This is a genomic window from Litchfieldia alkalitelluris (genome assembly GCF_002019645.1).
GTDB lineage: Bacteria > Bacillota > Bacilli > Bacillales > Bacillaceae_L > Litchfieldia > Litchfieldia alkalitelluris.
In genome coordinates, this window is record NZ_KV917374.1 from 3337175 (window position 1) to 3351234 (window position 14060).

The following is a 14060-nucleotide window of genomic DNA, read 5'->3' on the forward strand; positions in this document are numbered from 1 at the left end:
CTACTTTGCACACAGCTATAAAAATTTGAATAAAGCTTCCATAAAGAAAAAGACAGAAGGATTCAACTGTCTTTTTCTTTATTTCTCCTATCCTAATTCCTTTAAAATTTGAAAAAAGCCATACTTTACAGCTCTCGTCCTTATTCCCGACCTGGTACCTGCCAATTTTAAGGAAATAACTTTAGTCGGTTTATTTTTAATAGCCAATCCAATATATACAGTGCCAACAGACTTACCTTCTAGCTCCTCAGGTCCCGCCACACCTGTAAAGCTAATTCCAATGTCTGCCCCCATTAATCGCTGTACGTTTTCTGCTAGGGCTTTTGCACAAGATTCACTTACAGAGCCTTCTTTTAACAAAATGTCTTGGTTTACTTGCAACACATTTCTTTTTACTTCGTTTGAATAACAAACAACTGTACCACTGAACACTTTAGATGCTCCAGCTTCATTCGTAAGCATCTCCGAAAATAAACCACCTGTTAAACTTTCTGCACTTGCAACTTTTAAATCATTCTCTTTCAGTTTTGATATTGCTTCAACAACAAGAGACGAGTTCCCATAACCATATAGATATGGTCCGACACGTTCAGTGATTTTTGCTTCTATATCATCTAGAAGTTTTTTAGATTGCTCAGATGACTGATGTTTTGCCGTCAGTCTCAAGGTAACCTCACCATCTGCGGCCAAAGGTGCAATAGTAGGATTTGTTTGCTGGTCAATTAAATCCACAAGATCTGTTTCTAGCTGCGACTCCCCAATCCCAAAGAATCGTAGTACACGAGATTCAATCTGTTCTACAAATCCTAGTTGGTTCAAAAGAAAGCTCTTCCCATAAGAAAGAAACATTGGATTTAGTTCCTTTGGTGGACCAGGAAATAACATATAGGTGATTTCTTCAATTTCCAAAGCCATTCCTGGGGCCATCCCATGGTCATTCTGTAAGATGGTAGAGCCTTCGAGTACTAATGCTTGTTTTTTGTTATTTTCAGTCATCATACGATTGACTCGAGCAAAATATTGCTCAATACTTTCTAGTGCGTATGAGTCACTCACTAGCTTTCGGTTAAGAAGTTTAGCGATTGTTTCTTTCGTTAAATCATCCTTTGTTGGACCAAGTCCACCTGTAAAGACAATTAAATTTGATCTACTCTGGGCAACCTTAATAACCTCAGTAAGTCGATGTGGGTTATCACCTACAACTGTGTGATAATATACGTTTACCCCAATCTCAGCAAGCTGCTTTGAAAGAAATTGAGCATTACTATTAACAATTTGGCCGAGCAATAACTCTGACCCAACAGCAATGATTTCAGCATTCATATGAATCCCCTCGATCTATATACTTATTTTGGTCCGCTAAAAACATCCTTGTTTTTCGCAAAATAATCCCAGCCAGATACCACTGTGAAGATAACAGCTACCCAAAGAGCAATAATGTCAAATGGGATTGATAAATATTCAAAAGGAAAATTATGAAGAAGTAACGCTGAAATAGCGACCACTTGGGCCCACATTTTAATCTTCCCGAGCATTTTCGCAGCCGAAACTTCTCCTCGTTCAGCAATAAGCAATCTTAACCCAGTTACAGCAAATTCTCTTGTAATAATAATAATAACCATCCATGCAGGTGCTAAGCCAAGTTCAACTAGCATGATCAAGGCCGCAGATACAAGAAGTTTGTCTGCTAAAGGATCTAAGAATTTCCCGAGATTTGTTACTAGGTTATGTTTACGAGCTATATAACCATCCACCCAATCTGTAGCCGAAGCAAATATAAAAATACCCGCTCCAATAAGATGTGCGATTGGAATTGTCATGGTTCCAATTTTCACATTTCCTAAAGAAAATAAGTCCAGCATAACTATGATAAAAACTGGGATTAAAAAAATTCTTGCAACTGTAATTTTATTTGGTAAGTTCAATCGTATGACCCCCGCTAAAAACTTGTCTCTAATATGTTTCTATATGTGATAATACACTTATACACGAAAAAAAGCCATTAAATAACATGACTTTTTTCCATTTCTATTCTTCTTCTGGACTAAAATTAATGATAATAAATTGTTTTACTATCTCACTTGGATTAATCGGGTATTCAAATTCCTCACCATTAATCAAGATTTTTGTATCTATCGTGTTACCTACATTAAAGATAATTTGAGATTCATCCTTAAAATCAAAGGTTTTTGTTGCACCATCTCGCATCATTTCATAAGCAAACTGGTTACCTTTTTGGTTGGTTATATCTAACCATGTTTCCCCACCATCACTAACAGCTATATCAACTGTAAATTCCGATGTATTTTCAAGATCAAATGTGCTAGTATTCCCTGAGGTTTCTGTGAGGTTAAGTTCAAAGCTAGGAGCCTCTTCCACTTCCTCTTCCTTTTCTACAGCAGGTGTTTCTTCTTCAATATCGTTATTACTTTCTTGCTCGTCTACTGGTTCGTCCGGTATCTCTGTGGTTTCTTGATATTGTGAATTTTCTCTTTCTTCTACAGTAGGATCTGAATCATTATTAGTAATATCACTCTTTTGCAACCACCACCAAATTGTGAATAAACTTCCTAGAATAAACACAGCTAATAATAATACTGGAACCATATCTAAAATCTTTGATCCTCGAGTAGATATTTGGCGCTTGCTCCGAACCCTAGAAAGTTGCTCAGGAAGTTGTTCAGGAGGAGTACTTGGTATCTCATTTGAAAATTCTTCAAAAAGTTCTTCATGATTAAGGCCTACTGCTTCAGCATACTGCTTAATAAAAGCACGAACGTAAAACTTCCCGGGCATAGCTGAATAATTACCCTCTTCAATTCCAACCAAATACCGTTTTTGTATTTTAGTAATTCGTTGTAAATCGTCTAGACTGAGCTTTTTCTCTTCTCTTCGTTCTTTTAGACGCTTCCCTAGATCTGTCAAACAAAACACCTACCAATGCATTAAAAATCAAATCCTGAAAAATCAGATCCTGAAAAAAGCTGTTGTTCATCAACTAGTTCATATGTTATTTCTTCATCAGGGGAATTCCTTAACTCGATAATATAATCAAAATCATCTAAGGTGTATTCTGTATCCCTGACAAAAATATCTGGATGTTCAACTACTTTAACAGCTGGTAACCTCATAATTTCCCTAACAAGTTGCCAGTGCTTCTCTGTAGCGCGTTTTGTGGAAACAATACCATCAATAATAAACAAGTTGTTTTCATTATACTCATCTTCAATTAATTGACTTCGAATGGTTTGTTTTAAAAGTGTTGAAGAAACAAAAAGCCATCGCTTATTAGCACATACACTCGCAGCTACAACGGACTCAGTTTTCCCAACCCTCGGCATTCCACGAATACCAATTAATTTATGACCCTCTTGCTTGTAAATTTCAGCCATAAAATCAACTAATAGCCCCAATTCATCACGTACAAACCTAAATGTCTTTTTATCATCCGCATCTCTTTGAATATAACGACCATGACGAACAGCGAGACGATCTCTTACTTTAGGCTCCCTAATCTTTGTAACAGTTATGTTATCCATTGTATGTAAAATTGATTCAAGTCTTTCAATTTGTTCATTATTATCACAAAGAAGCAACAAGCCCCGTCTTCGGTCATCGACTCCATTTATCGTGACAATGTTGATTGACAACATCCCCAGTAAGGAAGAGATATCACCAAGCAATCCTGGACGGTTTTTATGTATTTCATATTCCAAATACCATTCTTTCTTCTCCATATGATGCACCATCCTTCACCAAGTCTACTAAAATAGACAAAAACTATCATAAATTTACCATATTTCTATAATAAATCATTTTTATATGTAATGAAAGTGAAGTGAGATGATTTCATAAAAAAAGAGAGGAAATTCCTCTCCTTCTCTTACTGACCAGTTCCTTCATTTTGAACTAGTTTTACCATCATATTCGCAATTGCATGCTGTTCTTGTTCAGATGCAACATGCCAAAGATCGGCAAGGACTTTTTCCTGAGCATTTTTAGGCTCTACTTGCTGAGATAAGTATTCACCTAGTTGATACGCTAAATCAGAAATAATTTGCTGATTCATACCTTCTTGCTGAGCTTGGTGCAAACGATCACCTAGAAAATCTTTCCATTGTTCAAAGTTATCTAAAACAGACATAAGTGACCCTCCTTTTAGGATAATACATAATATAGTCTGCCAAACTGATTAGAATTTATACTTAACTAAAATGTGAATGATTTGTTACATCAACAATGCCAACCACCATTCACAGATAATACTTGTCCTGTTATATAGGAAGATTTCTCGGAAATTAAAAAGCTAACTACATCAGCAATCTCAGTTGGATTACCTAACCTTCCCATCGGTATTTCTTCCTTTAATAGTGTTTTATCATCTTCAGAAAAAGAACTTAACATTGCAGTTTCGATTGCACCGGGTGCAATTGCATTCACCCGTATACCACTTAATGCAACTTCTTTTGCTAAAGCTTTCACATATGAATTTTGACTTCCTTTTACCATAGAATAGAGGACCTCACAAGAAGCCCCAGTTATTCCCCAAATAGAAGAAATCATCATAATGTTCCCCGTTTTCTTAGTGATCATGTCAGGTAACAGCTTTTTTATTAATAAAAATGGACTTGTTGTATGGAGTGTAATCATCTGTTTAATTTCATCATCAGACATATCTGTAACCAGTCCAAAGTAGCTCTTACCGGCATTATAGATTACGGATTCTATCGGGTGGTCAATCTGTTCCAAAAGCTGATTAACACCATCTGACATTGATAAATCAGCTTGAATAAGGTGAACCCTGCTACTGCCATACTCATCAATAAAAGCATCGAGGCTTTCTCTATTACGATTGTAATGCAGATATAAAGAAAACCCATGTTCGTATAATGTTTTGGCTATTTCTATCCCTATTCCACCACTTGCACCGGTTAATAGTGCGTATTTTTCCCCCAATACCCTCACCCTTTACACAAAATAACCTCCTCGAAGTCAATCGAGAAGGCCAAATTTTATCCGTAATTTATTTTTTCGGAACTACATGGCATTCTGTAATATATTTTTCTTCAAAAGACTCATTGGCAACATTTTGAATGTCTTCTAATGTTAATTTTTCAAGTGTAGGGACAACATCAAAAAGATTCATATCATTAAAAGCATACCTAGTAAATTGGTTAGCAATAAACTCAGGTGAGTTTATTGAACGTAGAAACGCCCCTATTTTCTTCTTTTTTACTCGCTCTAACTGCTCATTATTTATTTGAGAATTATTGACGTTTAACAAGGTTTCTTTTATCCTTGCTGAAAGCTCATCTGGATTAGGTGTGTCGCCTCCGAGAATAACAAAACCAAATCCAGATTCCTCAGTATAGTCATAAGAGAATGTCTCATCAATTAAACCATCGTTATAAAGTTCTTCATATACCTTAGAACTTTTCCCAAATAATACATCCAGTATCAAATTTAAAGAGAGCTCATGTTTCAATAACGCCTCACCAGATCGGCTTGGGCTTTTTGCCTTAACCCCAACAAGACACTTGGAGGATTGGACATTCATTTTAAGTACTTGTTTCTTTTCTGCTACTTCTTCTGGTTCAGGATCAAATTCCCTTTGGATTTCAGACTGTTCACTAAATTCTTTCTTTTCCTGATTAGTGCGAATAAAGTATAGTATACCCTCCGGATCAACAGGTCCAATAATAAAAAGAAGCATATTACTTGGATGATAAAAGGTTTCATAACTTTCGTAAAGTAAATCTTTTGTGATTTTTGAAATAGATTCTACTGTACCTGCTATATCAATTTTTACGGGATGATTATGGAACATATTTTGAATGACTCCAAAGTAAAGGCGCCAATCTGGATTATCATCATACATGTTAATTTCCTGACCGATGATACCCTTTTCTTTTTCAACAGTCTTTTCTGTAAAATAAGGACTTTGAACAAAATCAATCAACGTTTCTAAATTTTCTTGAACGTTTGATGTGCTTGAAAATAAATATGCTGTTCTTGTAAAGGATGTAAATGCATTGGCAGCAGCACCTTGTTTGCTAAAATCCTGAAAAACATCTTTATCTTCTTTCTCAAATAATTTATGCTCGAGAAAATGTGCAATTCCATCTGGGACTGTTACGAGTTCATTCTTACCTAAAGGAATAAATTGATTGTCAATAGATCCATATTTTGTTGTGAAGGTGGCATATGTCTTATTAAATCCGGATTTAGGTAAAATATAAACTTCAAGTCCGTTTGGTAATTTTTCATGAAATAATTCTTCCTGTAACTGTTCAAGTTGAATTTTCTCCATTACTTATTAACCCCCATCCCTGTTAAGAAATAGATGGTATCAAGGTCGATTTTATTTGCGGCTTTTACCACATCTTCTTTTGACACATCATCAATCCCTTGTAACCATTCAGATAAATCTCTGCTCTTGTCAGCAACGACATTATGATACAGTACTTCAACTATACCTTGTGGTGTATCAATTGTTTCAAGAAGTTGATTTTTGATAACTGCTTTTGTTTGAGACATTTCCTGGTCAGAGAAATCTCCGTTTTTCATTGCCTCCATTTGCTGTTTAATAATCGATACCGCTTTTTCGTAATTATTAAATTCAATTCCTGACATAACCATTAATAAACCTTTGTGGCTTTCAACCCTTGATGCCGCATAGTATGCTAAACTTTCTTTCTCACGCACATTTATAAATAACTTTGAATGAGAAAATCCTCCGTAAATTCCATTAAAAACTTGCAACGCGTGATAGTCAGAATCAGTATAAGTTATATTGGTTCTAAAACCCATATTTAGCTTTCCTTGTTTAACATCCTGCTCTTCTATCACTTCATTAACCTTACTTACATTCTGGTGATTTAATTTGACCATTTTAGGGTCCCTGTTTTTAACCTTGAACTGATTGGATACAGTCTCTTTTACTTCTTTCTCATTAAACTTTCCAATTACGTATAAATCAATTTGATCTTCCTCAATCACTTTTTGATAATAGTTAAAAAGAGAAGCAGAAGTGACTTTTTCTAAATCTTCAACACGTCCATTTACATGAAGTGCGTACGGTTCATTCTTACACATTTCCTGCACAAGACGTAAATTTGAATATCTCATTTTATCATCATACACTGCTTGAATACGTTGCCTTAAACTTCTCTTTTCATTTTCAATAGTCGTTTCTTTAAAAGACCCATTTTCTAGAATAGGATTCAAAACCATTTCCGAAAGGAGTGTAAGAGCTTTAGTTAACAAAGGTGTCTTATCTTTTAAAAAGTTTTCGTTTGCTATTTCCATCCGAATAGAAATGACGTGATATTCACCTTTTTTCATTAAATCCACATTCAATGTCGCACCATATAACTCGTCTAGATATCCTCGCAACTCTGTTGTTGTTGGGTGACTTTTTGTCTCACTTTGTAAAACATATGGCAATAAAGCACGTTCAGTTAATGTTTGTTCATCCAGTGGGGCCTTTAACTTTAATACAATTGTATTTGTTTTATATTTATCAGTATCGATTGTATGAAGAGAAATACCATCAATCTTTTGAACAGACTCAGTTATAAGCTTCATTATTCATCCTCCTTTAACATTATCATTTCACTATTCTTTATCAAAGAAAAAAGTTGTGAGTTTACACACTATTGTATCCATATAACAAAAAAAGAATCGACTTTACTTAACTTCAATTAGTGTTATCTTATCAGCCTATATTAATCTTACATCACTCACACCTATAATTTCCAATATTAACATGCCAAGGAAAGAATAAACATTTTATTATGTTAAACTATCAGATCAGCACAAAAAAACCATGATCTAAAAGACCATGGTTGAAAGATTCTTTTTTCGATTTTATCTTTTTCCAGAATCAAATGTTTCACCAGCAGCTTTTGGTGCTTGTGAAGATTTAGAAAAAATAACTAAGGCAATCAACGTCACGACATAAGGAAAAATCTTTAAAATAATCGGAGGAAACGCTGATAACTCAGGAATAACTTGAGAAACGTTAGCAATTGTACTTGCAAAACCAAAGAAGAATGTGGCTCCTAGAACACCAAATGGTTTCCACTGACCAAAAATCAATGATGCAAGTGCTAAGAACCCAAGCCCTGATACAGTACCAGTGAATTCCCCTGCATACGTTACAATAATAAGTGCTCCACCCAAACCTGAGAAGGCACCGGATATAATTACCCCAGTGTATCGTACTCTCCTAACATTTACTCCTGCAGCTTCAGCAGCCTGTGGATATTCTCCACAAGATCTTAAGCGCAGTCCAAATTTAGTCTTATACAATGCAAATGTACTTATTAAAAGTACCGCAAGGATAAACCAAGTTGTAGGATATGTTTTAGTAAAAAACAAATCTCCAATAACTGGTATTTGGGAAAGTATCGGGATGTCGATTGGTTTAAACCCACTTAGAATCCTAATATTCCCACTACCCGTAATATTTCTTGCTAAGAACACTGTTAATGCAGCTGCAATTAAGTTAATGGCTGTTCCACTAATGATCTGGTTTGCACTTAAATTGATACTAGCAAATGCATGTAATAGAGAGAATAGGATACCCGCAATAGCTGCTACTAATAAGCCTATCCAAAGAGCTAATTGATTATTTGGCATTATACCTTGAAGGTAATAAATTGAAAGTGCACCAGAAAAGGCCCCAATAATCATTAAACCTTCTAACCCAATATTTACAATACCACTTCTTTCACTGAATAGACCTCCTAATGCCGTAATAAGAAGAGGAATTGTAAAAATAATCGCATATGGAAAAATTTGCTCTATAACTGTCCACATATTATAATTCTCCCTTCTTTACAACAGGTCCAGTAGTGTCTTCTTTAGATCGTTTCTTCTTACCTTTTGCTATTAAACGCTCAATTAACACACTTGTTGCAGCGAAATAAATAATAATCGCAATAATTGTATTTGCTATTTCAGGTGGAATCTCAGTCATTGCATTCATAAATCCTGTACCTGAATAAAGTAATCCAAAGAATACCGCAGCAAAGAACACACCAATTGGTGAATTTGCTCCAAGTAAGGCAACTGCAATTCCATCAAAACCTTGAGTTGGTAAAATACCAATTTGAATGGTATTAGCGTTACCAGTGTATAGGGCGACACCACCTAAACCAGCTAGTCCACCAGAAATAAGCATCGAAAGTATGATGTTACGATTAACTTGCATTCCAGCATACTCAGCTGCATATCGATTAAAGCCAACGGCTTTTAATTCATAACCCAATGTTGTCTTATTAATAATAAAAGCTACAATAATAACGGCTATTACAGCAATAAATAAGCCTAAGTTTACATATGAACCAGCAAAAAGTTCGGAAAGAAAAGGAACTTTCAATGAAGCTGATTCTGGTAATTTTCGGGATTCAGTTTCAAGAAATTCTCCTTTGAAATAACCCGGTACAACATAGTAAACAGTCCAATAAGCAATCCAGTTCATCATGATTGTTGATACTACTTCATGAACATTAAATCTAGCCTTTAATAGACCAGGAATAAACGCCCATAAAGCACCACCTAAAAGACCACCTAAAACCATAACTAAAAGTAATATTCCCTTAGGAAGATCAAGAGTTAAACCAATTCCTGTCGCAACCAGACCACCAATAAGCATTTGACCTGATGCACCGATATTGAAAAGTCCTGTTCTGAAGGCAAATGCGACCGATAACCCTGTAAAAATAATTGGAGTAGCAGTTGCCAATGTATTACCAATTCGTTCAATATTTTTTAAGCCACCCTGCAATAGATAAGAATACCCTTCTATAGGGTTACTTCCTATGAAGAGCATTAATAATGCCCCAGCTAATAACCCTAAGAGGACGGCTAACAATGATACGATTGTCGTTCTCATACACTTCTCTCCTTACTTACCCCTGCCATCATCAATCCAACTTCATTTTCATTTGTTTCAGAAGCAATAACAGTTCCTACAAGTTCACCATTATTAACAATAGCTATTCTATCTGAAAGCTGGAGTACTTCATCTAACTCAAGAGAAACTAAAAGTACAGCTTTCCCATTATCTCTATGTTCAATTAATCTCTTATGGATATATTCTATAGAGCCTACATCCAATCCACGTGTTGGTTGTACAGCTATTAACAAATCAGGATTAAGTTCAAGTTCCCTCCCAATAATTGCCTTCTGCTGATTTCCGCCTGATAAAGTTCTAGCGATAGATGAAGCACCCTCACCAGATCTAACATCAAAGTTTTCTAGGATTTTTTTTGCATAGTTACGAATTGCAGTTGGATTTAATAAACCATACTTCGAGAAAGGAGACTTATTATAGATTTCTAAAACCATATTATTTTGTAATGTATAATCCAAAACTAATCCACGTTTATGTCTATCTTCCGGTATATGTCCCATTCCCTTTTCAATCCTCTGACGAATTGAAATATTAGTTACTTCTTCGCCATTCAATAAGATTCTACCTGACTCAGCCTTTCTAAGCCCTGTAATCGCTTCCACTAGCTCTGTCTGTCCATTACCTTCAACTCCGGCAACACCAACAATCTCGCCAGCCTTCACTTGAAGAGAAAATTCCTTTAATCCCATTACTTTTCGATTATTTTTAACAGAAATTGACTCAACTTCTAATACAATTTTCCCTGGTTTACTTTCTTCTTTTTCAACCTTAAAAGAAACATGACGACCAACCATCATTTCAGCCAAACTTGCTTCACTAGACTCAGCGACACTAACAGTTCCAATCGACTTCCCACGACGAATAACTGTACAACGATCAGCTACTGCCTTAATTTCTTTTAGTTTATGAGTAATGATGATAATAGATTTTCCTTCTTTAATAAGATTACGCATAATCTTCATTAATTCTTCAATTTCATTAGGTGTAAGAACCGCTGTAGGCTCATCAAGAATTAGCACTTGAGCTTCACGATAAAGCATCTTCATAATTTCTACTCTTTGTTGCATACCTACTGAAATCTCTTCAATTTTCGCATGTGGATCAACATTTAACCCATAATGCTTGGACAATTCCTCTATTCTTTTTGCCGCTTTATCTATATCAAGTACGATTCCCTTTAAAGGCTCACTGCCTAAAATAATGTTTTCAGTAACCGTAAAATTATCTACGAGTTTAAAATGCTGATGTACCATTCCAATACCAAGACGATTTGCCACATTGGGATTAGAAATACGAACTTCTTCTCCGTTAACTTTAACTACTCCTCGTTCAGGTTGGTACATTCCAAATAAAACACCCATTAATGTTGATTTTCCCGCTCCATTTTCTCCTAATAAAGCATGTATTTCACCTTTCTTTAACGAAAGGGAAATATTATCATTTGCTACAATGCCCGGAAATTCTTTACGAATATTTAGCATCTCAACAACATAATCCATAGTAGCACTCACCTTTTTATTTAATCTAATACTTTAATCAATAGCTCCATTTAGTATAACTATTGACCTTCCGTTAGAGAGTGTTATTCTTCTTTTGCATTTTCTCACTCTTAAATATACAAAAGAGACGGAAGAAACCGTCTCTTCAGGATGTGATAAACGCTTGTATCCATAGTTACTCACCATTAGTTTTTTACATTTTTGTAAAAATGATGAGCTTCTTGACTGATAATGCGTTTTCAATCAGCCTGAATATTTTTCGATTTTACACACATATAAGAGACGGATAAATAAGCCGTCTCTTATATGTTAAAGAACTTACTTAAATAAGTCTCCTTGTTCAGAAGAGATAGTAATTTCTCCTGCACTAATCTTTTCGTTAATATCAGCAACTTGAGAAACAGTATCTTCGCTTAAGTTAGGATTTTCAGCAGGGATCCCTACACCAGCATTCTTAGTATCGAACGTTAGTGTTTGACCACCAGGGAAGTTTCCATCAAGTTCTTGTTTGATCATATCAAATGCAACTGCATCTAATTTCTTCATTGCCGAAGTTAAGATAACTGATTTGTCGCCTTCATAGATTCCATCTGCATATTGGTCTACGTCAACACCAACAATCCAAGCTTCTTCTCCGCCTTCAGCACGAGTTTTTGCTTCATTAATCGCTCCAACACCAACACCACCAGCAGCAGTGAAGATTACATTTACACCACGATCATACATTTGAGCAGCGATTTGTCCACCAGCTGCAGCATTATCAAATGAACCTTGGTAAATAACATTTTCAGCTTTAATGCTAAGGTTTGTACCTAAGTTTTCGTTTGCATACTTAAGACCTTGTTGGAAGCCCCAGTTAAACTTTTGAACAGCTGGAATTTCCATACCACCGATAAATCCTGCTTCACCCTCTTTTAATTCAAGAGCAGTAGCAACACCAGCTAAGAAACCTGACTCATGCTCTGCAAAGAAAACAGAAACTGTGTTGTCCTTTACTACTGGCGCGAAATCACCAGCGTGTGGAGCACCGTCGATTATAACAAACTTAGCATCTTCATATTTATCTTGAGCCTGAAAAATTGCTGTTTCAAATTTAAAACCAGGAGTTACAATAAATTTGTATCCAGCATCATATAAGTTACCAATTTCTTTTAGGTAGTCAGCTTCTGTAGTTCCAGCTGGCTTTAGGTACTTTTCATCTACATTAAGTTCTTCACTAGCTTGTAAAATACCTTCCCATGTACCTTGGTTAAATGACTTGTCATCGATTGTACCAGCATCAGTAACCATACCTACTTTAAGAGCATCTTCCGCATCTCCACCGTTATCAGGAGCAGCGCCTTCTTCGCCGTTACCTCCACATGCCGCTAAAACAGTAATTAATGCAAAAACAAATAATACAAGAAAATTCTTTTTCATTAATAACGCCTCCACCTTTTATGTAATAATTAAGTATAACAAAAATCATTATACTCTCGTTTACCGAGATAACAAAGAAAAATTTTTGCAATAGCGAAATTTGTATTTTTCTGAAAACAACCACAAAAGACCTATTACATATTCCCTACTTTAAATCTAAGTAAGTTTTTGATTTAAGAAGCCTAAGTTTACGTTCTCTGATGTTTATTTAAAGCTTAAAAGGAAAGGTACAAAACGAGGACTAGATTTTCACCTCCTTAAATAAATTGCACAATAAGTACATAAATTATTATATTTTCTTCCTTACTACATGAAAATCAAACTTATCAGACTTGAAATAATTTAGTGAATATAGAACTGGTTCGTCATTTTCATCATAATGCATTTGTTTTAATACTAATAATGCGGTTTCTGGTTCGCAATTTAATATTGGTGAAATCTTGTCATGATAACCTAATGGTTCAATATGAGTTACTGCATAGGTAATCTTTCTACCCGTTTTTTTATGTATGTAATCAAGTAAAGATTCCTCCTGATGTGAAAAATGATCAGAAAATATATCATGAGGTATTTTATCAATACAATAGATAACAGGTTCTCCATTAGCAGTCCTAACTCTTTCGATCATTACAACCTGGTCCTGTTTTTCACACGAAAACCTTTTGATATCTTCATCAGATGCATGTCCTACAATAGAAGATAAAAATATTGTACCTGGTGTCATGCCAGCTTGTAGAATCATATCCGTTACACTATTTAATTGCTCTATTCCTGAAGTGAAAAGAGGTTTAGCATTGACAAAAGTTCCTACACCATGTCTTCTAATTACAACATTTTCTTCTTCAAGGATTCTTAGTGCTTCTCTTAAAGTTGCACGACTTACTCCTAGGCTTTTTGCAAGATCGAATTCTGAAGGAAGTTTTTCCTTTTCCTTATAAAATCCATGTTCAATGTCTGTTTTAATTCGATCAATCACCTGTAAGTACAAATGTCTGTTGTCTAACTTAATGGACATTTCTTCATTTCCTCCGTATTCTTGTGAGACATCAGACCTCTGATGTTAGACAAATCATTCTTAATCAAAATTAGCATATCACTTTTTTGATTATAAATAAACAAGAAAATCAGAAAAGTGTCGAAAAAAATAAATTATTTATCATCAACTGTCAGATAATCTAACAAAAGATATTCTCACTTAGTTTATTCAACTTATTTTAGCC

General features: G+C 35.1%; 13 protein-coding genes. All 13 read right to left on the reverse strand.

Annotation, left to right across the window (positions count from 1 at the left end; all coding sequences use genetic code 11):
• Positions 1-87: 87 nt before the first annotated feature.
• Entirely contained in the window at positions 88-1323 is a 1236-nt protein-coding gene (locus tag BK579_RS15545) for a competence/damage-inducible protein A (RefSeq protein ID WP_078546993.1), read from the reverse strand.
• A gap of 23 nt (positions 1324-1346) precedes the next feature.
• Positions 1347-1925 (reverse strand): CDP-diacylglycerol--glycerol-3-phosphate 3-phosphatidyltransferase, encoded by a 579-nt coding sequence (gene pgsA / locus BK579_RS15550; protein WP_078546995.1) that lies wholly within the window; start codon positions 1923-1925, stop codon positions 1347-1349.
• Between the two features lie 103 nt (positions 1926-2028).
• Complete coding sequence (locus tag BK579_RS15555) at positions 2029-2925, reverse strand: helix-turn-helix domain-containing protein (protein ID WP_169891164.1); 897 nt, start codon at positions 2923-2925, stop codon at positions 2029-2031.
• A 20-nt stretch (positions 2926-2945) separates the two neighbouring features.
• Entirely contained in the window at positions 2946-3737 is a 792-nt protein-coding gene (locus BK579_RS15560; protein WP_078546998.1) for a DUF3388 domain-containing protein, read from the reverse strand.
• A gap of 146 nt (positions 3738-3883) precedes the next feature.
• Positions 3884-4144 (reverse strand): DUF3243 domain-containing protein, encoded by a 261-nt coding sequence (locus BK579_RS15565; protein ID WP_078547000.1) that lies wholly within the window; start codon positions 4142-4144, stop codon positions 3884-3886.
• An 89-nt stretch (positions 4145-4233) separates the two neighbouring features.
• Positions 4234-4956: an elongation factor P 5-aminopentanone reductase gene (ymfI, locus tag BK579_RS15570; protein WP_139365111.1), complete on the reverse strand. Its 723-nt coding sequence runs from the start codon at positions 4954-4956 to the stop codon at positions 4234-4236.
• A 67-nt stretch (positions 4957-5023) separates the two neighbouring features.
• Entirely contained in the window at positions 5024-6310 is a 1287-nt protein-coding gene (yfmH, locus tag BK579_RS15575) for an EF-P 5-aminopentanol modification-associated protein YfmH (protein WP_078547004.1), read from the reverse strand.
• Entirely contained in the window at positions 6310-7587 is a 1278-nt protein-coding gene (gene yfmF / locus BK579_RS15580; RefSeq protein WP_078547006.1) for an EF-P 5-aminopentanol modification-associated protein YfmF, read from the reverse strand. Before yfmF ends, yfmH begins: the two co-directional genes overlap by 1 nt.
• A 282-nt stretch (positions 7588-7869) precedes the next feature.
• Positions 7870-8823: an ABC transporter permease gene (locus tag BK579_RS15585; RefSeq protein ID WP_078547008.1), complete on the reverse strand. Its 954-nt coding sequence runs from the start codon at positions 8821-8823 to the stop codon at positions 7870-7872.
• 1 nt (position 8824) lies between these two features.
• Positions 8825-9901: an ABC transporter permease gene (locus tag BK579_RS15590; RefSeq protein ID WP_078547010.1), complete on the reverse strand. Its 1077-nt coding sequence runs from the start codon at positions 9899-9901 to the stop codon at positions 8825-8827.
• Positions 9898-11421: an ABC transporter ATP-binding protein gene (locus BK579_RS15595; RefSeq protein ID WP_078547012.1), complete on the reverse strand. Its 1524-nt coding sequence runs from the start codon at positions 11419-11421 to the stop codon at positions 9898-9900. The genes BK579_RS15590 and BK579_RS15595 overlap by 4 nt, the downstream gene beginning before the upstream one ends.
• 318 nt (positions 11422-11739) lie before the next feature.
• Positions 11740-12840: a BMP family lipoprotein gene (locus tag BK579_RS15600; RefSeq protein ID WP_078547014.1), complete on the reverse strand. Its 1101-nt coding sequence runs from the start codon at positions 12838-12840 to the stop codon at positions 11740-11742.
• A gap of 289 nt (positions 12841-13129) precedes the next feature.
• Complete coding sequence (locus tag BK579_RS15605; RefSeq protein WP_078547016.1) at positions 13130-13855, reverse strand: GntR family transcriptional regulator; 726 nt, start codon at positions 13853-13855, stop codon at positions 13130-13132.
• Positions 13856-14060 lie beyond the last annotated feature (205 nt).

Bases quoted from the DNA above. Each gene is read 5' to 3' on its own strand.
- BK579_RS15545 (WP_078546993.1), bottom strand. From the start codon at position 1,323: ATGAATGCTGAAATCATTGCTGTTGGGTCAGAGTTATTGCTCGGCCAA.
- BK579_RS15560 (WP_078546998.1), bottom strand. From the start codon at position 3,737: ATGGAGAAGAAAGAATGGTATTTGGAATATGAAATACATAAAAACCGT.
- BK579_RS15565 (WP_078547000.1), bottom strand. From the start codon at position 4,144: ATGTCTGTTTTAGATAACTTTGAACAATGGAAAGATTTTCTAGGTGAT.
- yfmH (WP_078547004.1), bottom strand. From the start codon at position 6,310: ATGGAGAAAATTCAACTTGAACAGTTACAGGAAGAATTATTTCATGAA.
- yfmF (WP_078547006.1), bottom strand. From the start codon at position 7,587: ATGAAGCTTATAACTGAGTCTGTTCAAAAGATTGATGGTATTTCTCTT.
- BK579_RS15585 (WP_078547008.1), bottom strand. From the start codon at position 8,823: ATGTGGACAGTTATAGAGCAAATTTTTCCATATGCGATTATTTTTACA.
- BK579_RS15590 (WP_078547010.1), bottom strand. From the start codon at position 9,901: ATGAGAACGACAATCGTATCATTGTTAGCCGTCCTCTTAGGGTTATTA.
- BK579_RS15595 (WP_078547012.1), bottom strand. From the start codon at position 11,421: ATGGATTATGTTGTTGAGATGCTAAATATTCGTAAAGAATTTCCGGGC.
- BK579_RS15600 (WP_078547014.1), bottom strand. From the start codon at position 12,840: ATGAAAAAGAATTTTCTTGTATTATTTGTTTTTGCATTAATTACTGTT.
- BK579_RS15605 (WP_078547016.1), bottom strand. From the start codon at position 13,855: ATGTCCATTAAGTTAGACAACAGACATTTGTACTTACAGGTGATTGAT.